Origin of the sequence: Streptomyces griseoluteus (assembly GCF_004784465.1) — a bacterium.
GTDB lineage: Bacteria > Actinomycetota > Actinomycetes > Streptomycetales > Streptomycetaceae > Streptomyces > Streptomyces griseoluteus.
In genome coordinates this window covers 1,065,528-1,084,086 of the sequence record NZ_SRRU01000001.1, presented here as the reverse complement: position 1 = coordinate 1,084,086, position 18,559 = coordinate 1,065,528, and the positions used below count along the sequence as shown (strand labels likewise).

Below are 18,559 nucleotides of genomic sequence, written 5' to 3'. Positions count from 1 at the left end.
GGGCACAAGGACACGGGAAAACGGATCAGAACCGAGGTGTACGCCATGGAGGCTCCGCCGGACAACGACGTGCTGTGGGCACGCTCCCTGCACTTCAAACATCCCGACGGCTCGCCCGGCATCGCCGGCATCTCGCTGGGCGTCCGGGAGAGCGAGATCCTCGCGGTCTGCGGCCCGCGCGGCAGTGGCAAGACGAGCCTGCTGCGCTGTCTGTCCGGGCAGGTCCGGGTGGACGGGGGCGAGGTGTGGTTCAACAGCTCCCCCGTTCACACCCTGGGCCCGATGGCCCGCGAGAAGCTGCGCCGCGACCGGTTCGGCTGGATCGACCCGGCCCCGGCGCTCGTGCCGGAGCTGAACGTCTGGGAGAACGCGGCCCTGCCGCTGATGCTGCGTGGAACCGGCCGCCGCCGCGCCAAGGTGGCCGCGATGGAGTGGCTGGAGCGGCTGGACGTGGGCGACAAGTCCAGGAAGCGCCCGCACGAACTGCTCCAGGCGGAGCGGCAGCGCGTCGCCATCGCCCGCGCGCTGGCCCCCGGACCGACGGTGCTGTTCGCCGACGAGCCGACCGCGCCGCTGCACCGCGCAGACCGCGGGCACGTCCTGCGCACGCTGACCACGGCCGCCCGCTCACACGGCATCACGGTGGTCCTCGCCACCCACGACTCCGAAACGGCGGCCCTCGCCGACCGCTCGGTCTCGCTGCTGGACGGGCGCCGGGTGAAGACCGTGCACCTCCCCGACGCCCCGGACACGGAAGGCCGGGCGGCGTGCTCGCTCTCCGTCTGACCCGCGCGGCCCGGCCCGCCGTCCAGTTGCGCCGCCTGCTGGTGGCGGCCGCCTCGGCGGGCACCGGCTTCCTGCTGCTCGGCTCCCTCGGCTACGCGATGGGCCACCCCCAGACGCCGGGCGCGGCGGCGCTGCGCCTGGCCTGGTGCGTGGTGCCGCTCGCGGCGACGGTCTACCTGGCGCTGGCGGTGGCCCGTACCGACCCCGGCACCCGGCCCCGGCCGGGGCTGTCGGCGGTGGGGCTCGGGCCGGGCCGGCTGATGGCGGTCTCGGCGCTGACCACCCTGCTCGCCTGCACGCTGGGCTCCATGGTCGCCCTGCTGTTCTTCCTGCATCTGCGCGGCGACCTGTCGGGGCTGCCCATCGACGGGAAAGGCGCGCAGTTCCTCGCGGCCGACCGGCCGCTGCCGGTACCGGCCGCGCTGACGCTGCTGGCGCTGCTGCCGCTCACCGCGTCCGGCGCGGTGGCGCTGAGCCTGCGCCCCCGGGACCCGCGCCGGCCCGCCGCCAAGGGCACGGCGTCCTTCGGCGCCCGCTGGCACGCCGTCCTGAACAGGACGGAGGCGCCCGCTTCGGCGGAAGCCCCGGTGGAAGCCGAGGCCGAAGGCTGGTCGGACGTGCTGACCGTCGCGCCGCCGCCCCGAGAGGCCCCGGCGGGCTTCCCCTGGGGTGTCGCCGCGCTGGCGGCGGGTCTCGCCGTACAGGCGTACGCGAACCGGGCCGCCCCGGCGTCCATGCTGGCGCTGCCCGTGGAGGGCGCGGCTGTGCTGGCCGGCTGGCTGCTCACCGCGCTCGGACTGGTCCTGGCCGCGCCGGGCCTCACCTACCTGTGCGGGCGGGTGCTCCAGTCGGCACAGCCCGGCGCGCTGCGGCTGCTGGCGGGGCGGGTGCTGATGTCGGAGGCCACACGGATCGGGCGCCCACTGGGGGTGGTCTGCGCGGTGACGTCGGCCGCGCTCGCCACGACCGCGATGTACGACCAGCCGGCCGCCGCCTTCGGCCCGCTGTCGACCGTCGCCACCCTGGTGGTCGGCGGCTGCGCACTGGCCACGCTGCTGACGGCCGCCGTCGAGACCCGCCAGTCCCGCGCCGACACGACGGCCGCGCTGCTCCGCCTCGGCGCCCCGGCCACCATGCTGCGGGGCTCCGCCGCCCTGCGGGCCGCCGCGCTGATCGCCCTGTTCGTACCGCTCACCCTGCTGATCGCCTACCTGTCGGCGCTGCCGCCGACGCGCTGAGGGACGAGCGGGAAAGAAAGTTCGCGGGCCGCCGATGAGTTCTCCGGCGGCCCGTCGTCTATACCGGCGAAAGCAGCTCGCGCACTTGTAGCAGGGGAGAACCGATGTACCAGCAGATGATCTTCGTGAACCTGGTCACCGCCGACGTGCCCGCCACCCGGAAGTTCTACAGCGACCTGGGTTACGGCATCAACGAGCAGTTCAGCACGGACGACGTGGTCAGCGTGATGATCAGCGACACCATCGTGGCGATGTTCCTCTCGCCCGCGCACTACGCCCAGTTCACCCAGAAGAAGATCGTGGACTCCCGCACCTCCAGCGAGACCCTGCTCTGTCTGAGCGCGGAGAGCCGGGAGAAGGTGGACGAGCTGGTGGAGAAGGCCATCGCGGCGGGCGGCACCTCGCACGGCCAGACCCAGGACCACGGCTTCATGTACGGCCGTGCCTTCGACGACCTCGACGGCCACACCTGGGAGATCATGTGGATGGACCCCGCCGCCGTCCAGGGGTGAGTATGCCCGCATGACACCCGGCCGGATCATCTTCCTCAACGGCACGTCGAGTTCCGGGAAGTCGAGCATCGCGCGCGAGCTGCTCGGCCTCCTGGACGACGGCGTGTACTCGCACCTCTCGGTGGACGCCTTCAACGCGATGCGAGCCCAACGGGAGCTGTCCGAGGAGGAGTTCGACGCCGCGCTGCGCCGGACCCGCCTCGGCTTCCACCGCTCGGTCGCCGCCATGGCCGAGGTGGGCAACGACCTGGTGGTGGACCACGTGCTCAGCGAGCCATGGCGGCTGACCGACTGCCTGACCGTACTGCCCCCCGAGGACGTCCTCTTCGTAGGCGTCCACTGCCCACGGGAGGAGCTGGAGCGGCGCGAGCGGGCCCGCGGTGACCGGGAGGCGGGCCTCGCCGCCCTGCAGTACGACCTCGTCCACGCCCACGGCGACTACGACCTGGAGTGCGACACGAGTACCGCGTCCCCGCGCGCCTGCGCCGCGCATCCGGGACTTCCTCCCTCACCGGCCGGCCCCGACCGCCTTCAGCCGGCTGCGGGCCCGGTACTCCATCGAGTGATGAGGCGGGGCCGGGGAGTGGGACACGCCCTAGCATGTGCGGATGCCTCCGATACCCGCCCGGCCCGAAGAGGTCGCCCCGGACCATGAGATCGAGTCGCTGGCGGAGTTCGACGCCGTCGTCGCCGCGCACGGGACACTCGCGGGGTTCCGCGTACAGGCCGTCGACTTGACCGGCCGTACGGAAGACCTGCTGAGGCTGGACACCACGGGCGCCGTCTTCCTCGGGTGCCCCATGCACCTCGGCGCGGCCGCGCACCTCACCGCCCGTGGCGCCCTGGTGTTCCCTTCGGTGCCGGGCCTGCCCTTCGACCCGTACCGCGGATTCGTCTACACCCCCGAGGAGTTGTTCGCCTCGCTGGCCGACGGATACGAGGCGACGCCGGACGCGCTGGCGTACGCGTGGTTCCAGCGGACCAAGTCCGACGGCGACATCCTCGCCTCGATGCTGCGCGCGGTCCACGACGATTCCATCTCCGACGCACTGGACGAACTCCTCACCGGCGCACGGGTGGTGGGCGTCATGGGCGGCCACGCGATGGCGCGTGGCACCGAGGAGTACGCGGGTGCGGCCCGGCTCGGCCGCGAACTGGCCCGCGCCGGCTTCACGGTGGCGACCGGGGGCGGTCCGGGCGCGATGGAGGCGGCCAACCTCGGGGCGTACGCGGCACCGTTCGAGGACGCGATGCTGACCGAGGCCCTGCGGATTCTGGCCAAGGCACCCTCGTTCACCCCCTCCGTGACGGACTGGGCGCGGGCCGCCTTCGAGGTGCGGGAGCGCTGGCCGGACGGGGGCGCCTCGGTGGGCATCCCGACCTGGTTCTACGGGCACGAGCCGCCCAACGCGTTCGCCTCCCACCTCGGCAAGTACTTCGCCAACGCCACCCGCGAGGACGGCCTGTTGGCCCGCTCCAACGCCGGGGTGGTGTTCCTGCCGGGCGCGGCCGGGACCGTACAGGAGATCTTCGACAACGCCACCCCCAACTACTACGGCTCGCGCGGCAATCCGACGCCCATGGTGCTGGTGGACGAGGAGCACTGGACCGAGAAGCTCCCCACCTGGCCACTGCTGCGGGCGTTGGCACGGGAACGGCCGATGGAGTCCCGTATCGCCCTGGTTGGCCGGATCGAGCTGGCTTCCGACGCGTTGAAACGTCTCGCCGGGCAATAAAAAGGTAAAGTCAACGCCCGTTGACCGCCTACGCATTGACATGCTTATGGCGCGCTTATAAACCTGTGTGTCTTGTGGGGATGCTGGGGCTCCGTTCCGTCCGCCGCTCCAACTCCCCTTCTACCCCCCGCAGTTCTGCACTCAGCAAAGGACATGACTTGTCCATATCCCGCCGTAACGCGCGCCGCTCCGTGCGCATCCTGGGCCTGGCCTCCGCGTCGGCCGCCCTGGTCCTGGGTGTCTCCGGTCAGGCTCTCGCCTGCAACATCGGCGAGTTCAAGGCCGAGGCCACGTGCAAGGGTGAGAAGGGCCAGATCACCGTCACCGACCGCGACTTCTCCGGCCAGAAGGCCACCGTCTCGGTGTTCCTGGAGAACAACGGCGCCGACGAGAAGAAGATCGGCGAGCAGGTGGTGATCGGCACCAAGGAAGGCGCCACGATCGTCTTCGACGAGGACTGGGCGCCCGGTGCGGTCTACCGCGTCAACGTCAACGTGCCCCGCTTCATCGACAACAAGAACATCGAGCCCAACCTGACGGCTCCGGCGACCGCGTGCAAGAAGGAGGAGTCCCCCTCCCCCACGCCGCCCGCCTCCGAGTCCCCGGCGCCGGCCCCGTCCGCGTCGGCTCCGGCCGAGGACAGCGCCACCCCGTCCGCGAGCGAGAGCAGCGCCGCCGCCCCGGTGTCCGAGGCGCCGAGCAACGCCCCCTCCGCGGCGATCGGTGACTCCAACCTCGCCGAGACCGGTGCGAACTCCAACACCGGCCTGATCGCCGGTGTCGCCGGTGCCCTCGTCGTCGTCGGCGGTGGCGCGGTGTACTTCGGCATGCGCCGCCGTGGCGCGAAGAGCGGTAGCTGACGCTTCCGCCCGCCGTAGCCGACAGCGGCCCGTCCCCGTCACGCACGGGGGCGGGCCACTGTCTTCGCGCGGGTCAGCCGAGTACGACGGTCTCCGCCACGTCGAACTCCACCCCGGTCTCGGCGCCGGTCTCCGGCGCCTCGCGCAGCGGGCAGGCCGCCTCCAGGTGCGGGCCGCCGCCACGTGGCTGGAGCCGGAGCGCCACATGGGTGCCCTTGAAGGTGCGGGCGGTCACCGTGCAGGCGAGGCCCTCACCGACGCCCACGAGCCGCACCCCGGCGGGCCGCACCAGCAGCTCACCTGCCCCCTGAGGTGACCCCTCGGGCACGGGCAGCTTGCCCCACGGGGTGTCGGCGGCCACCCCGGTCACGCTCGCCGGAACCACGTTCTCGAAGCCGAGGAAGCGGGCCACGAAGGCGTCGGCCGGCCTGCGCCACACCTCCAGCGGGGTCCCGGACTGAGCGATCCGCCCGTCCCGCATCACCACCACCCGGTCGGCCAGCGCGAACGCCTCGCCCTGGTCATGGGTGACGGCGAGCACGGTGGTGCCCAACCGGCCAAAAAGTTCCCGGAGTTCGACCACCAGCCGCTCCCGCAGCGAGCGGTCCAGCTGCCCGAGCGGCTCGTCCAGCATCAGCAGCCTCGGCCGGGGCGCGAGCGCCCGCGCGAGGGCGACCCGCTGCTGCTCCCCGCCCGACAGCCCGGCCACCGCCCGCCGGGCCGCGCCGGGCAGCCCGACCAGCTCCAGCAACTCCCTTACCTGAATCTCCCGTTGGCCCTTGGGCATGCCGTGCATGCGGAGCCCGAAGGCGACGTTGCCGCCCACGTCCCGCTGCGGGAAGAGCTGGTGGTCCTGGAACATCAGCCCGACCCCGCGCCGGTGCGCGGGCACCCCCGCCTGGTCCCGGCCGTCGAGCAGCACCCGCCCCGAGGAGAGGGGCTGGAGGCCCGCCACGCTCCGCAGCAGGGTCGACTTGCCGCTGCCGCTGGGCCCGAGCACACACACCACCTCGTGCTCGGTGACACCGAGGTCCACCGTGTCGAGCACCGGCCGCCCGCCGAGACGGACGGTCGCCTCCTCAAGGCTCAGCAGCATCAGAACTCCCCCGTCCGGTCGGTGCGCAGCCGCTCCAGCAGGAGCAGCGCGGCCGCGCAGACCACCATGAGAATCGTGGAAAGGGCCATCGCCTGGCCGTAGTTCAGCTCCCCCGGCCGGCTCAGCAGCCGGGCCACCGCGACCGGCAGCGTGGGGTTGTCGGGCCGGGCGATGAACACGGTCGCCCCGAACTCACCGAGCGAGACCGCGAAGGCGAACCCCGCCGCGATCAGCAACGCCCGCCGCACCAACGGCAGATCGACCTCCCGCCACACCCGCCAGGGCGAGGCACCCAGCACGGCCGCCGCCTCCCTGAGCCGGGTGTCCACCGCCCGCAGGACCGGCAGCATGGTCCGTACGACGAAGGGGGCGCCGACCAGCGCCTGGGCGAGCGGGACCAGGAACCAGGACTGGCGCAGGTCCAGCGGCGGCTCGTCCAGCGCGATCAGGAAGCCGAAGCCGACCGTCACGGCGGAGACGCCGAGCGGCAGCATCAACAGCGCGTCGAACCCGCGCATCAGCCGGCCCGCGTCCCGGCGGGCCAGCGCTGCGGCGGCCAGGGCGCCGACCACCAGGGCGATACCGGTGGCGGCGACCGCGTACTCCAGCGAGGTCCACACCGCGTGCAGCGGGGCCACCAGGAACGTACCGCCGTCGGCGTCGGTCAGTGCCCGGTAGTAGCCGAGGCCCGGCGCGTCCAGCGAGCGGCGCACCAGCACGCCGAGCGGCAGCACCAGCAGCAGCGCGACGGTGGCGAGCACCCCGCCGAGCAGCGCCCACTGGCCGGCGCCGCGCGGACGGCGGGCGGTGACGGAGGCGTCGACCAGGCGCAGCGCGGTCTCCCGGCGCCGTACCGTCCAGGCGTGCACGGCGAGGATCGCGCCGACCGCGGCGAACTGCACCAGGGTGAGGACGGCGGCCGTGGTCAGGTCGAACACCTCGGAGGTCTGGCGGTAGATCTCCACCTCCAGGGTGGAGAAGGTGGGCCCGCCGAGGATCTGGACCACGCCGAAGGAAGTGAAGGTGAACAGGAAGACCATCAGCGCGGCGGCGGCCACGGCGGGCGCCAGTGCGGGCAGGGTCACCTGGCGCCAGGCGCGCAGCGGGGAGGCGCCGAGCATCCGGGCGGCCTCCTCCTGCCGGGGGTCGAGCTGTCCCCAGAGCCCGCCGACGGTGCGGACGACGACGGCGTAGTTGAAGAAGACGTGCGCGAGGAGGATCGCCCACACCGTGGTGTCCAGCCGGACGCCCCACAGTTCGTCCAGCAGTCCGCCGTGGCCGACCAGGGCGAGGAACGCGGTACCGACGACCACCGTGGGCAGCACGAACGGCACGGTGACCACGGCCCGCAGCACCTGCTTGGCCGGGAACTCCAGCCGGGCGAAGACCCAGGCGGCGGGCAGCGCGATCAGCAGGGTGAGCGCGGTGGAGGCGAGGGCCTGCCAGGTGGTGAACCAGAGCACGTGCCGGATGTCGGAGCGGCCCAGCACCTCGGCGAACCGCCCGAGGTGCCAGGTGCCGTCGGCCTTGAGCCCGCGCGCCGTGATCGCGGCGACGGGCCAGGCGAAGAACAGCGCGAAGAACGCGACGGGCAGGGCCATGAACCCCAGCCGCGCCGCGCTCCCGCGGCCTCGCCGTCCCGCTGCCTGCGTTACTTCAGAACGAGTGACGTCCACGAGCTGACCCACTGGTCGCGGTTGGCGGCGATCTTCTCGGGCGCCATGGTCGCCGGGTCCTTTGCGGCGGGCCCGTACTCGGTGAACTCGGCCGGGACCTTCGCGTTCTTGATCACCGGGTACACGAACATGTTCAGCGGCATGTCCTGCTGGAACTGCTTCGACAGCAGGAAGTCGAGGAACGCCTTGCCGCCCGCGGGGTTCTTCGCGTGGTTCAGCAGGCCGGCGAACTCGACCTGCCGGAAGCAGGTGCCGTCCGAGACGCCGGTCGGGGCGGTCTTCGGCTTCTTCTTGGCGTAGATCACCTCGGCGGGCGGCGAGGAGGCGTACGACACGACGAGCGGCCGGTCGCCGCCCGCCTTCCTGCCCTCGGAGGAGCCGGAGAACTCCTGGTAGTACGCCTGCTCCCAGCCGTCGACGACCTTGACGCCGTTGGCCTTCAGCTTCTTCCAGTACCCCTCCCAGCCCTTGTCGCCGTAACCGGCCGCGCTGCCGAGCAGGAAGCCGAGGCCGGGCGAGGAGGTGGCGGCGTTCTCGGTGACCAGGAGGTTCTTGTACTTCGGGTCCGCGAGGTCGGCGAAGGTGCGCGGCGGCTTCAGCTTGTGCTCGGTGAAGTACGCCTTGTCGTAGTTGACGCAGATGTCGCCGTGGTCGACCGGGGTGACGCGGTGCCCCGCCGCGTCGAGCTGGAAGGCGGGGTCGACCTGGCCGAGGCCCTTGGCGGCGTACGGCTGGAAGAGGCCGTTGTCGAGGGCGCGGGAGAGCAGGGTGTTGTCGACGCCGAAGAAGACGTCGCCCTGCGGGTTGTCCTTGGTGAGGACCGCCTTGTTGACGGCCTGCCCGGCGTCGCCGTCCTTGAGGACGCGCAACCGGTAGCCGGACTGCTTCTCGAAGTCCGCGATCACGTTCTTGGACGCGGCCCACGAGTCGTGGCTGACGAGGGTCACGGTCCTGGTGTCCGCGGCCCCCTTGGTGTCGGTGGACCCGCACGCGGAGAGCGTGAGCAGGCCGAGGCCGACCGCCGCGGCCACGAAGGTCTTGGTGTGCACTGGTGGTCCTCCTGGGTGGGCCAGGAAGAGACGCGGCCCTGCCCGGACTCCGCGCGGGAGACCGGGCAGGGCACAACAGCTTGAGTGATGACCGAACTTCCTACCCAGAATGACCTGGGCGAGGTTCAGAGGGTCTGCGGCCTGGTTGCCGCACTCTCAGCGCTGTGGCGCTCCCCTGTCGGAATATGCAGATGTATGACTGGTATGACGTTGTACTGACCGGCTCAGGTTACCGCTCGGTGGCCGCGAGCTGGCCACACGCCCCGTCGATCTCCTGACCGCGGGTGTCCCGGACGGTCACCGGCACGCCGTGCGCGGCGATGGCCTCCACGAACGCCTTCTCGTCCTCGGGACGGGAGGCGGTCCACTTGGAGCCGGGGGTGGGGTTGAGCGGGATCAGGTTGACGTGCACGGGCCTGCCCTTGAGCATCCGGCCGAGCCGGTCGCCGCGCCACGCCTGGTCGTTGATGTCCCGGATCAGGGCGTACTCGATGGACAGCCGGCGGCCCGACTTCTCCGCGTACTCCAACCCGGCGTCCAGCACCTCGCGCACCTTCCACCGCGTGTTCACGGGGACGAGGGTGTCGCGCAGCTCGTCGTCGGGGGCGTGCAGGGAGATCGCCAGCCGGCACTTGAAGCCCTCGTCGGCGAAGCGGTGGATGGCGGGGACGAGGCCGACCGTCGACACGGTGATGCCGCGCTGGGACAGCCCGAGGCCGTCGGGGGCGGGGTCGGTGAGGGCCCGGATGGCGCCGACCACACGCTTGTAGTTGGCGAGCGGCTCGCCCATGCCCATGAAGACGATGTTGGAGAGCCGCGCGGGACCGCCGGGCACCTCGCCGTCCCTCAGCGCCCGCATGCCGTCCACGATCTGGTGCACGATCTCGGCGGTGGACAGATTCCGGTCCAGCCCAGCCTGCCCGGTCGCGCAGAACGGACAGTTCATCCCGCACCCGGCCTGGCTGCTGATGCACATGGTGACCCGGTCCGGGTACCGCATCAGCACCGACTCAACGAGCGTGCCGTCGAACAGCCGCCACAGGGTCTTACGGGTGGTCCCCTGGTCGGTGGCCAGGTGCCGGACCACCGACATCAGCTCCGGGAACAGCGCCTCCCGCAGCTTCTCCCGCGAGCCGGCCGGGATGTCCGTCCACTGCTCGGGGTCGTGCGCGTACCGCGCGAAGTAGTGCTGCGAGAGCTGCTTGGCACGAAACGGCTTCTCCCCCGTCTCCGCGACGGCGTCCTTCCGCTCAGCGGGCGAAAGATCAGCGAGATGCCGCGGCGGCTTCTTGGCTCCGCGGGGGGCGACGAAAGTGAGTTCTCCGGGCTTGGGCATGGTGGTAACAGTGTCGCAGATCCAATCGGGTGACCTGCGGCTGCCGGTTGCCACGACTGTCGGTAGTGGTCGTCGCCGGTCGCTGTTGGGCGCCCTCGGACGGCCCAGGGACGGCCCAGGGACAGCGTGGGATAACGCGCCGACCTGGCTGTGGGGGTGCGGTGTGATCACCCTGTGGGTCTTGGCGGCAGGGAGACGAATGCAGGCACGTGCGTGACGCCGGCGACAGTCCGAACTCTGTGGTGGAGACCATGCAAGCTGCCGATCCGGACGAGGCGGGGCGGATCATGGCCATCGAAGCTCCGCCGGTGTACTGCCCGCAGCACACCGCCGAATTGAAACGAGCACTTTAGACCGTGTCCTATGTGGTCGCGTCCCCGACCCCGCACCCGCCGGCACTGTCACCCGAATGGCCCAACACGACGTGCCACCCACATGGGTGAATATCAGGCTGATTGGTGTCCCAACAGAGATAATCTGTGAAAGGCGAACGAAATGCGCATTCGACGAAGCCTCGCCGCCGTCATCACCACGGCAGCCCTCGCCGGACTGGGCCTGACAGGCGCCACCACCGCCGCCATCGCCGCCACCCACGCCGCCCCCAGCGGTGCCGCCCCCACCAGGGGTGAGTGCGAGGACGGCGGCGGAAAAGTCGATTTGGCGACCGGGACCTGTAAGGGCGGAAAGTACGACGGTCAGATGATCGACTGACCCTCGCAAGGCGCCCCGCAGTCACGCGCTGCGGGGTGCTCCCACGCGACCGTAGCCGGGAGAGTCGCAGGGACTGTGCCGACCCGTCGGGCACGCTTAAGCGGCCCACGGCCCAGAGACCGCCCAGTGACCCACAACAGGCCCTCTACCCACGCCAAAAGCGCTAGTAGGGAGCCTGTTGCTGCCCGGCTGCTGCAAGTTCTCCGGGCTTGGGCATGGTGGTAACAGTGTCGCAGACACCAACGGGCCCTGCCCTCCTAGGGGCAGGGCCCGAAGGCCGAGATGTGCGTCGGGCTCAGGACCCCACGAACGCCACCAGCAGTAGCCATACCACCGGTGCCGTGGGGAGCAAGGAGTCCAGGCGGTCCATGATTCCTCCGTGACCGGGGAGGAGGGTGCCCATGTCCTTGATGCCCAGGTCACGCTTGATCATGGACTCGCCGAGGTCGCCCAGCGTGGCGCTGCCCGCGACCGCGAGGCCGAGGACCAGGCCCTGCCACCAGGCGCCGTCGTCGATGAGGAACTGCATGCACAGCGCGCCGGCGACCATGGCGAAGGCGATCGCGCCCAGCAGGCCCTCGCGGGTCTTGCCGGGGCTGATGCGCGGAGCGAGCTTGTGCTTGCCGAAGCGCCAGCCGACCGCGTACGCGCCGGTGTCGCTGACCACGGTGAGGACCAGGAACGTCAGCACCCGCCAGGCACCGTCGTCGGCGGTGAGCATCATCGCGACGAAGGTCGCCAGGAACGGCACGTAGAACGCGGCGAAGACACCGGCCGTGACGTCCTTGAGGTAGCCCTCCGGCGGCTGGGTCATCCGCCAGACCAGGACGGCCAGCGCGGTGAACGCCATGGCGACCCAGGCACCCTCGGCATCGCTCGCGTAACCGGCGACCACCATGGCCGCACCGCCCACCGCGAGCGGAACCAGGGGTGCCTTGATCCCCTTGCGCTCCTGGAGCCGGCTGGTCAGCTCCCACAGACCGACGACCACCGCGACGGCGACCACACCGACGAACACGGCCTTGACGACGAAGAGCGAGGCGAGGATGACCACGCCGAGCCCCACGCCGACGCCTATGGCCGCGCTCAGGTCACGGCCCGCGGTCTTCTTCGGCACGGGCACCGGCTGAGGGGCGTCAGGCATCGGGTCGTCGTCCTGGTCTCCGCCATACGCGGGTACGTCGGGCACGCTGGGCATGGGGCGAGTCTGCTGCGCCTCGGGCGCATCGTATGCGGGGCCCGCCGTGACAGCCCCCTGGACAGGCCCACCCACGGTGGGCCCCCAGTACCCGGCCTGCCCCGCCTGCGACGGCGCCCCCCAGGAAGAGTCGCTCATCAGACTTCGAGCAACTCCGCTTCCTTGTGCTTGAGCAGCTCGTCCACCTGCGCCACGTACTTGGCGGTCAGGTCGTCGAGCTCCTTCTCCGCGCGGCGGCCCTCGTCCTCGCCGACCTCGCCGTCCTTGATCAGCTTGTCGATGGCGTCCTTGGCCTTGCGGCGCACGGAGCGGATCGAGACCTTGGCGTCCTCCGCCTTGTGCTTGGCGACCTTGATGTAGTCGCGGCGGCGCTCCTCGGTCAGCTCGGGGAACACCACACGGATGATGTTGCCGTCGTTGCTGGGGTTGACGCCCAGGTCGGAGTCACGGATCGCCTGCTCGATGTTGCGCAGCGCGCTCTTGTCGAACGGGGTCACCACGGCCATGCGCGGCTCCGGCACGGAGAACGAGGCGAGCTGGTTGATCGGCGTCGGGGCACCGTAGTAGTCCGCCACGATCTTGTTGAACATCGCGGGGTGCGCACGGCCGGTGCGGATCGCGGCGAAGTCCTCCTTGGCGACCACGACGGCCTTCTCCATCTTCTCCTCGGCTTCGAGGAGGGTCTCTTCGATCACCACTTGCTCCTGCGTGTCTTGAGTAAGGCCCGGCCGCGGCGCCCGATCGGGCGGCGGGCCGGCTGCGTCGCGTCTGCTTCCTGCACGGTTCCCGACCGACAGGACATTGTCCATCCTCCGGCCGGGGCGCGTCCCGTCCTTGCCCCGGACGGGTCGCGCCGGTGGGGGCGGGGTCGCCGGTCAGTCCCGGCTGCCCTCGTCACCCACGAGCGTGCCGATCTTCTCACCCTTGACGGCCCGCGCGATATTGCCCTCGGCCAGCAGCTCGAAGACGAGGATCGGCAGGCTGTTGTCACGGCACAGGGTGACGGCGGTGGCGTCGGCGACCTTGAGGTCGCGGGTGATGACCTCGCCGTAGCCGAGCGCGTCGAACTTGACGGCGTCGGGGTTGGTCTTGGGGTCGGCGTCGTAGACCCCGTCCACCCCGTTCTTGCCCATGAGCAGCGCCTCGGCGTCGATCTCCAGGGCGCGCTGGGCGGCGGTGGTGTCGGTGGAGAAGTACGGCATGCCCATCCCGGCACCGAAGATGACCACGCGGCCCTTCTCCAGGTGCCGGATGGCGCGCAGCGGGATGTACGGCTCGGCGACCTGGCCCATGGTGATGGCGGTCTGCACGCGGCTGTCGATGCCCTCCTTCTCCAGGAAGTCCTGGAGGGCGAGGCAGTTCATCACGGTGCCGAGCATGCCCATGTAGTCGGAGCGGGCCCGGTCCATGCCGCGCTGCTGCAGCTCGGCGCCGCGGAAGAAGTTGCCGCCGCCGATCACGACCGCGATCTCGGCGCCGTCACGCACGACGGCGGCGATCTCGCGGGCGATCTTGTGCACCACGTCCGGGTCGACGCCGAGGCCACCGCCGCCGGAGAAGGCCTCTCCGGACAGCTTCAGCAGAAACCGGCCGCGCACTTTGCCGTCGTCGCTCTTCTGGGCCTTGGTGGTCATGGGGATCCCGCCTCTTTCACGTGTTGCACATACGAAGAAGGCCATTGCCGGTGGGTCGCTTCTCGCTCCCTTACGCGGCAATGGCCTCCTCGTCAGATCTGCTGCCGTCCGCCGCACAGCCGCGGACGGCGGTCTGCACGGACGACTGCTGTCGACCCTATCGGGGTCGCGCGTCGATCGCGGTACGGACTCAGATGCCGACCTTGATGCGCGAGAAGCGCTTCAGGGTGACACCGGCCTCGTCCAGCACCTTCTGGACCGACTTCTTGTTGTCCAGGGCGTACGGCTGGCCGAGCACCGTGGCGTCCTTGAAGAAGCCGTTGAGGCGACCCTCGACGATCTTGGCGATCGCGGCCTCGGGCTTGCCCTCGGCGCGGGTGGTCTCCTCGGCGATGCGACGCTCGGACTCGACGACCTCGGCCGGCACGTCCTCCTTGGAGAGGTACTTCGGCGCGAACGCGGCGATGTGCTGGGCGATGCCCTTGGCGACCTCGGCGTTGGGCTTGTCCAGCTCGACGAGGACACCGATCTGCGGGGGCAGGTCGGGCATCGTGCGGTGCATGTACGCGGTGACGTAACCGTCGGTGAACTGCGCGAAGCGGTCCAGGACGATCTTCTCGCCGAGGTTGGCGTTGGCCTCGTCCACGAACGCCTGGACGGTCTTGCCGGGCTCGATCTCGGAGGCGAGGAGCGCCTCGATGTCGGCCGGGGAGGTCTTGGCGACGTGCTCGGCGATGGCGTTGGCCACGGCCTGGAACTTGTCACCCTTGGCGACGAAGTCCGTCTCGCACTTCAGCTCGACGAGGACACCCTCGGAGTTGTCGTCGGCGATGATGGAGACCACGGCGCCGTTCTCGGCGGAGCGGCCCTCGCGCTTGGCGACGCCCTTCTGGCCCTTGATGCGCAGCGCCTCGACGGCCTTCTCGACGTTGCCCTCGGCCTCGTCCAGCGCCTTCTTGCAGTCCATCATGCCGGCGCCGGTGAGCTCACGGAGCTTCTTGACGTCGGCGGCGGTGTAGTTCGCCATGAGTCTGTGAGTCTTTCTGGAAGTCTTGGGAGATCGGAGATCCGCACGGGCCCGCGACCGGCCGGTGGCCGGGTCGCGGGCGTCGTGTCGGGCTACGGATGACGGGCGGGGGCGCCGGTTCGTGCCGCCCCCACCGTCAGCGCCGGTGTCAGGCCTGCTCGGCCGTGGGGGCCTCGACCTCGGCGGCAGCCTCTTCGACGGCCTCGGAGACCGCGGCGTCGGGGGCCGGCGCCTCGGCGGCGATCTCGACGGCCTCGGCGGCGTCGTCGGCCTTCTTCTCGCCCTCGAGCAGGTCGCGCTCCCACTCGGCCAGCGGCTCGGCCGCGGCCTTCTCGCCCTTGTCACCGGTGGCGACGCGCGAGCGGGAGATGAGGCCCTCGGCGACGGCGTCGGCGATCACGCGGGTGAGCAGGGTGACGGAGCGGATCGCGTCGTCGTTGCCCGGGATCTTGTAGTCGACCTCGTCGGGGTCGCAGTTGGTGTCGAGGATGGCGACGACCGGGATGTTGAGCTTCCGGGCCTCGCCGACCGCGATGTGCTCCTTCTTGGTGTCCACGATCCAGACGGCGCTGGGCACCTTCTGCATCTCGCGGATACCACCGAGGGTCTTCTCGAGCTTGGCCTTCTCGCGGGAGAGGACCAGCAGCTCCTTCTTGGTCAGACCGGAGGCGGCGACGTCCTCGAAGTCGATCTGCTCGAGCTCCTTGAGGCGCTGCAGACGCTTGTAGACGGTCGAGAAGTTGGTGAGCATGCCACCCAGCCAGCGCTGGTTGACGTAGGGCATGCCGACGCGGGTGGCCTGCTCGGCGATGGCCTCCTGCGCCTGCTTCTTCGTGCCGACGAACATGACCGTGCCGCCGTGGGCGACGGTCTCCTTGACGAACTCGTAGGCGCGGTCGATGTACGACAGCGACTGGAGCAGGTCGATGATGTAGATGCCGTTGCGCTCGGTGAAGATGAAGCGCTTCATCTTCGGGTTCCAGCGACGGGTCTGGTGACCGAAGTGGACGCCGCTCTCCAGCAGCTCCCGCATCGTGACGACGGCCATGGCCATCTCCTTGAGTTTCTCGGTTGTGCCGCGTCCGCCGGACGGCGGTCGCGCCTGACGCCCGCGGTGCGCCGTGCCGCGAAGGACCGAGGGGCGCTTGTACGAACCCTGTGACGGGCCTCGTACCGGGGCGTGCGAAGTCGACCCGGTGACCCGGATCGCCAGAAGAAGTGTACGGGACGGCCAGGGCACCGGGTGACGCCGCTGTCCACAACCGGCAGGTTGTCCACAGATCCCGCCAAGATCCGCAGGCGGGCGGCAGGGTTCTCGCATGCGATCACTGGTGCGTTACCTGCTGAACTGGGCGCTTCTGCCCCTGCTGCTGGCCTTTGCCGTGCTCACGCCCCTGGCGTGGGCGGAGCCGTCGCCCGAGGAGAGACCTCCTGGTGAGCGGGTGCCCACGCTGGCCCGGACCTGGCCGGTGGGGACGCGTCCGGCGGTGCTGCGCGGCTGGGAGCCACCCGCCACCGTGTACGCCGCCGGGCACCGGGGTGTGGACCTGGCGGCGGTGCCGGGCGCTCCGGTGCGGGTGGTTGCGGCGGGCCGGGTGTCGTACGCGGGGCGGGTGGCCGGGCGGGGCGTGGTCGCGGTGGCCCTGGCGGGCACCTCGCTGCGGACGACGTACGAGCCGGTGCGCGCCGGGGTGAAGGCGGGTGCGGAGGTGGGCGCCGGGGAGGTGGTGGGGACGGTGGAGGGCGCCGGGTCGCACTGCCCGGAGGCGTGTGTGCACTGGGGACTGCTGGACGGGGAGACCTATCTGAATCCCCTCGGCCTGCTGCCGCCTTGGCTGCTCGGACACGGTCCGTCGCGGCTGCTTCCGGTGCTGGGGGTTCCGGTGCCCGCCGGCTGAACGGCGTCAGCCCCAAAGACTCAGCCCCGGACGCCCCGCAGGGCCATGGCGACCGCCGCCTCGGTGATCGCCTCGGGGTGTTCGGCCGCGCCGAGTTCGATACGGCGCACGGCCGCGTCCACGACCCCCTGGAGCAGCATCGCGGCGAGCCGGGGCTCCTCGTGCCCGAGGCCGGCCAGCGCCTCGACGATCATCGCCACGAGCCCGCCGTGCGCGGCCCGGATCTTCTCCCGCGCCCCGGCGTCGAGTTCGCTCGCGGAGATCGCCACGACGGCCCGGTGCCGCCGGTCCCCGACCAGGGCGAGCTGCCGGCGCACGTATGCCTCGACCTTGCCCTCCGGGGAGGGTGCGTCCGCCATCGCGGCCTCGACCTCCGCCGCCCAGACGGGGAAGTCGACCTGGCACAGTTCCTCGACCACGGCGGCGCGCGAGCGGAAGTACTCGTACACCGACGACCTGGCAAGACCGGTGCGCTCCGCGAGCGCGGGGAAGGTCAGCGCGTCCGTCCCGCCCTCGGACAGCAGGGACCGGGCCGCGTCCAGCAGGGCGGCTCGCTGCATCGACCGGTGCTCGGCCACGGAGGCCGCTCGAATCCTTGGCACGCCCCCCACTTTACGGACCGGCCGGGAAACGCGGCAGGAGTCAGCGTCCGAAGCTCGCCAGCTTGGCCCGGAGCTGGAGCACCGACTTGGTGTGGATCTGGCTGACCCGGCTCTCGGTGACGCCGAGGACGTTGCCGATCTCGGCGAGGGTCAGCCCCTCGTAGTAGTAGAGCGTGACCACGGTCTTCTCGCGGTCGGGCAGGGTGTTGATGGCCCGCGCCAGGAAGCGGCGCAGCTCCCGGTCCTCGGCCACCTCGACGGGGTTGTCGGCGGCGGTGTCCTCCAGGGTGTCCATGAGGCTGAGCCGGTCGCCGCCCTCACCGCCGACGTGCAGCAGCTCCTCCAGCGCGACCACGTTGGCCAGGGACAACTGACTGAAGACCGCGTGCAGCTCCTCGACCTCCACGCCCAGCTCGGTGGCGACCTCCTGCTCGCTCGGGGTCCGCCGCAGCTTCGCCTCCAGCGCGGCGTAGGCCCGCTCGTAGTTGCGCGCCTTCTGCCGGACCGAACGGGGAATCCAGTCCAGCGCCCGCAGTTCGTCGATCATGGCGCCGCGAATCCGGGTGATCGCGTACGTCTCGAACTTGATCTCGCGCTCGATGTCGAACTTCTCGATCGCGTCGATCAGCCCGAACACCCCGGAGGAGACGAAGTCGGCCTGCTCCACGTTGGGCGGCAGCCCGACGCTGACCCGGCCCGCGACGTACTTCACGAGCGGGGAGTAATGCAGGATGAGCTGCTCCCGGAGGCGCTCGTCCCCCGTCGCCTTGTACGACCGCCACAGCTCATCGAGCGTCGAGGGAGCGGGTGGTCGCACGCTGCCGCCGTCGCGGGCGGCTGGGGGGGCCGCCGCCCGATCGGAGCCGGAGGTGTGCTGGGGCATTCGTCGCCTAGTGCCGTTCTGCCGTGAAGTGCTGTGAACTGCCGTGCCGTGGGTGGGGGTGCGGGGTAGGGGAGCTGGGTACCGGGCCGTCGGTGGGCGTGGGCCGCGCAGCGGGGCGCGGGCCGGGCCGGCCCCTCGGCGCCCGAGCTTTCGTGAGCGTAGCGTGACTGAGGAGTCGCGGTGTGCGAACAGTGCGGCACCACCCGTGCGCGCACCCCTGTCCGGCCCCGCTCCCTCGCTTCACCCGGTTCGCTCAGCGTGACCGGTTACGGGCGTCAACTCCGGTAAATCCCAGGGGCGTAGAGGATTCCCCCGGA

At 70.9% G+C, this 18,559-nt stretch carries 19 protein-coding genes and 1 pseudogene; 9 read left to right on the top strand and 11 right to left on the bottom strand.

Annotation, left to right across the window (positions count from 1 at the left end):
- Positions 1 to 45 precede the first annotated feature (45 nt).
- The 6 genes and pseudogenes from E5082_RS05030 to E5082_RS05005 all read left to right on the top strand — a co-directional run bounded on the left by E5082_RS05030 (position 46) and on the right by E5082_RS05005 (position 5,132).
- Positions 46 to 786: an ABC transporter ATP-binding protein gene (locus E5082_RS05030; RefSeq protein ID WP_135790016.1), complete on the top strand. Its 741-nt coding sequence runs from the start codon at positions 46 to 48 to the stop codon at positions 784 to 786.
- On the top strand, positions 768 to 2,024 hold the full coding sequence (locus tag E5082_RS05025) for a hypothetical protein (protein WP_135790015.1): 1,257 nt from the start codon (positions 768 to 770) through the stop codon (positions 2,022 to 2,024). The genes E5082_RS05030 and E5082_RS05025 overlap by 19 nt, the downstream gene beginning before the upstream one ends.
- A 104-nt stretch (positions 2,025 to 2,128) precedes the next feature.
- The gene (locus E5082_RS05020) at positions 2,129 to 2,536 is read left to right on the top strand and encodes a VOC family protein (protein ID WP_135790014.1); all 408 of its coding nucleotides are present in this window, start codon (positions 2,129 to 2,131) and stop codon (positions 2,534 to 2,536) included.
- Positions 2,537 to 2,546: 10 nt separating this feature from the next.
- Positions 2,547 to 3,102 (top strand): annotated as a pseudogene (locus E5082_RS05015) (chloramphenicol phosphotransferase CPT family protein).
- 42 nt (positions 3,103 to 3,144) lie between these two features.
- The gene (locus E5082_RS05010) at positions 3,145 to 4,272 is read left to right on the top strand and encodes an LOG family protein (RefSeq protein ID WP_135790013.1); all 1,128 of its coding nucleotides are present in this window, start codon (positions 3,145 to 3,147) and stop codon (positions 4,270 to 4,272) included.
- A 158-nt stretch (positions 4,273 to 4,430) separates the two neighbouring features.
- Positions 4,431 to 5,132, top strand: a complete 702-nt coding sequence (locus tag E5082_RS05005) for an LAETG motif-containing sortase-dependent surface protein (RefSeq protein ID WP_167513983.1) — start codon at positions 4,431 to 4,433, stop codon at positions 5,130 to 5,132.
- Positions 5,133 to 5,205: 73 nt separating this feature from the next.
- On the opposite strand, the gene E5082_RS05000 is transcribed toward E5082_RS05005, so the two are convergent.
- The 4 genes from E5082_RS05000 to rlmN form a co-directional block, all read right to left on the bottom strand.
- Positions 5,206 to 6,228 carry an ABC transporter ATP-binding protein gene (locus E5082_RS05000; RefSeq protein WP_135790012.1) on the bottom strand — a complete coding sequence of 341 codons (1,023 nt, stop codon included), beginning with the start codon at positions 6,226 to 6,228 and terminating at the stop codon, positions 5,206 to 5,208.
- Positions 6,228 to 7,829, bottom strand: coding sequence for an ABC transporter permease (locus E5082_RS04995; protein ID WP_135790011.1), 1,602 nt, complete (start codon positions 7,827 to 7,829; stop codon positions 6,228 to 6,230). The genes E5082_RS05000 and E5082_RS04995 overlap by 1 nt, the downstream gene beginning before the upstream one ends.
- 50 nt (positions 7,830 to 7,879) lie before the next feature.
- Positions 7,880 to 8,953, bottom strand: a complete 1,074-nt coding sequence (locus E5082_RS04990) for a thiamine ABC transporter substrate-binding protein (RefSeq protein ID WP_135790010.1) — start codon at positions 8,951 to 8,953, stop codon at positions 7,880 to 7,882.
- Positions 8,954 to 9,182: 229 nt separating this feature from the next.
- Positions 9,183 to 10,289: a dual-specificity RNA methyltransferase RlmN gene (gene rlmN / locus E5082_RS04985; protein WP_135790009.1), complete on the bottom strand. Its 1,107-nt coding sequence runs from the start codon at positions 10,287 to 10,289 to the stop codon at positions 9,183 to 9,185.
- A 209-nt stretch (positions 10,290 to 10,498) separates the two neighbouring features.
- On the opposite strand from rlmN, the gene E5082_RS32620 reads away from it, so the two are divergent.
- Complete coding sequence (locus tag E5082_RS32620) at positions 10,499 to 10,642, top strand: hypothetical protein (RefSeq protein WP_208766223.1); 144 nt, start codon at positions 10,499 to 10,501, stop codon at positions 10,640 to 10,642.
- A gap of 142 nt (positions 10,643 to 10,784) precedes the next feature.
- Complete coding sequence (locus E5082_RS04980) at positions 10,785 to 11,000, top strand: hypothetical protein (protein WP_135790008.1); 216 nt, start codon at positions 10,785 to 10,787, stop codon at positions 10,998 to 11,000.
- A 295-nt stretch (positions 11,001 to 11,295) separates the two neighbouring features.
- On the opposite strand, the gene E5082_RS04975 is transcribed toward E5082_RS04980, so the two are convergent.
- From E5082_RS04975 to rpsB, 5 genes are all read right to left on the bottom strand, one after another.
- Positions 11,296 to 12,336: a phosphatidate cytidylyltransferase gene (locus E5082_RS04975; RefSeq protein WP_135790007.1), complete on the bottom strand. Its 1,041-nt coding sequence runs from the start codon at positions 12,334 to 12,336 to the stop codon at positions 11,296 to 11,298.
- Positions 12,336 to 12,893 carry a ribosome recycling factor gene (frr, locus tag E5082_RS04970; protein WP_026248385.1) on the bottom strand — a complete coding sequence of 186 codons (558 nt, stop codon included), beginning with the start codon at positions 12,891 to 12,893 and terminating at the stop codon, positions 12,336 to 12,338. The genes E5082_RS04975 and frr overlap by 1 nt, the downstream gene beginning before the upstream one ends.
- 180 nt (positions 12,894 to 13,073) lie before the next feature.
- On the bottom strand, positions 13,074 to 13,832 hold the full coding sequence (gene pyrH / locus E5082_RS04965; RefSeq protein ID WP_086694692.1) for a UMP kinase: 759 nt from the start codon (positions 13,830 to 13,832) through the stop codon (positions 13,074 to 13,076).
- A gap of 190 nt (positions 13,833 to 14,022) precedes the next feature.
- On the bottom strand, positions 14,023 to 14,859 hold the full coding sequence (gene tsf / locus E5082_RS04960; RefSeq protein ID WP_030808611.1) for a translation elongation factor Ts: 837 nt from the start codon (positions 14,857 to 14,859) through the stop codon (positions 14,023 to 14,025).
- 148 nt (positions 14,860 to 15,007) lie between these two features.
- Positions 15,008 to 15,907, bottom strand: a complete 900-nt coding sequence (gene rpsB, locus E5082_RS04955; protein ID WP_135790006.1) for a 30S ribosomal protein S2 — start codon at positions 15,905 to 15,907, stop codon at positions 15,008 to 15,010.
- A gap of 271 nt (positions 15,908 to 16,178) precedes the next feature.
- On the opposite strand from rpsB, the gene E5082_RS04950 reads away from it, so the two are divergent.
- The gene (locus tag E5082_RS04950; RefSeq protein WP_135790005.1) at positions 16,179 to 16,757 is read left to right on the top strand and encodes a M23 family metallopeptidase; all 579 of its coding nucleotides are present in this window, start codon (positions 16,179 to 16,181) and stop codon (positions 16,755 to 16,757) included.
- 20 nt (positions 16,758 to 16,777) lie between these two features.
- On the opposite strand, the gene E5082_RS04945 is transcribed toward E5082_RS04950, so the two are convergent.
- Complete coding sequence (locus E5082_RS04945) at positions 16,778 to 17,335, bottom strand: TetR/AcrR family transcriptional regulator (RefSeq protein WP_135790141.1); 558 nt, start codon at positions 17,333 to 17,335, stop codon at positions 16,778 to 16,780.
- A gap of 64 nt (positions 17,336 to 17,399) precedes the next feature.
- Positions 17,400 to 18,242, bottom strand: a complete 843-nt coding sequence (gene whiG, locus E5082_RS04940) for an RNA polymerase sigma factor WhiG (RefSeq protein WP_031183700.1) — start codon at positions 18,240 to 18,242, stop codon at positions 17,400 to 17,402.
- Between the last annotated feature and the right edge of the window lie 317 nt (positions 18,243 to 18,559).

Coding starts and splice junctions, on each gene's coding strand:
- E5082_RS05030 (WP_135790016.1), top strand. CDS start 46: ATGGAGGCTCCGCCGGACAACGACGTGCTGTGGGCACGCTCCCTGCAC.
- E5082_RS05020 (WP_135790014.1), top strand. CDS start 2,129: ATGTACCAGCAGATGATCTTCGTGAACCTGGTCACCGCCGACGTGCCC.
- E5082_RS05010 (WP_135790013.1), top strand. CDS start 3,145: ATGCCTCCGATACCCGCCCGGCCCGAAGAGGTCGCCCCGGACCATGAG.
- E5082_RS05000 (WP_135790012.1), bottom strand. CDS start 6,228: ATGCTGCTGAGCCTTGAGGAGGCGACCGTCCGTCTCGGCGGGCGGCCG.
- E5082_RS04995 (WP_135790011.1), bottom strand. CDS start 7,829: ATGGCCCTGCCCGTCGCGTTCTTCGCGCTGTTCTTCGCCTGGCCCGTC.
- rlmN (WP_135790009.1), bottom strand. CDS start 10,289: ATGCCCAAGCCCGGAGAACTCACTTTCGTCGCCCCCCGCGGAGCCAAG.
- E5082_RS04980 (WP_135790008.1), top strand. CDS start 10,785: ATGCGCATTCGACGAAGCCTCGCCGCCGTCATCACCACGGCAGCCCTC.
- E5082_RS04975 (WP_135790007.1), bottom strand. CDS start 12,336: ATGAGCGACTCTTCCTGGGGGGCGCCGTCGCAGGCGGGGCAGGCCGGG.
- pyrH (WP_086694692.1), bottom strand. CDS start 13,832: ATGACCACCAAGGCCCAGAAGAGCGACGACGGCAAAGTGCGCGGCCGG.
- tsf (WP_030808611.1), bottom strand. CDS start 14,859: ATGGCGAACTACACCGCCGCCGACGTCAAGAAGCTCCGTGAGCTCACC.
- rpsB (WP_135790006.1), bottom strand. CDS start 15,907: ATGGCCGTCGTCACGATGCGGGAGCTGCTGGAGAGCGGCGTCCACTTC.
- E5082_RS04950 (WP_135790005.1), top strand. CDS start 16,179: ATGCGATCACTGGTGCGTTACCTGCTGAACTGGGCGCTTCTGCCCCTG.
- whiG (WP_031183700.1), bottom strand. CDS start 18,242: ATGCCCCAGCACACCTCCGGCTCCGATCGGGCGGCGGCCCCCCCAGCC.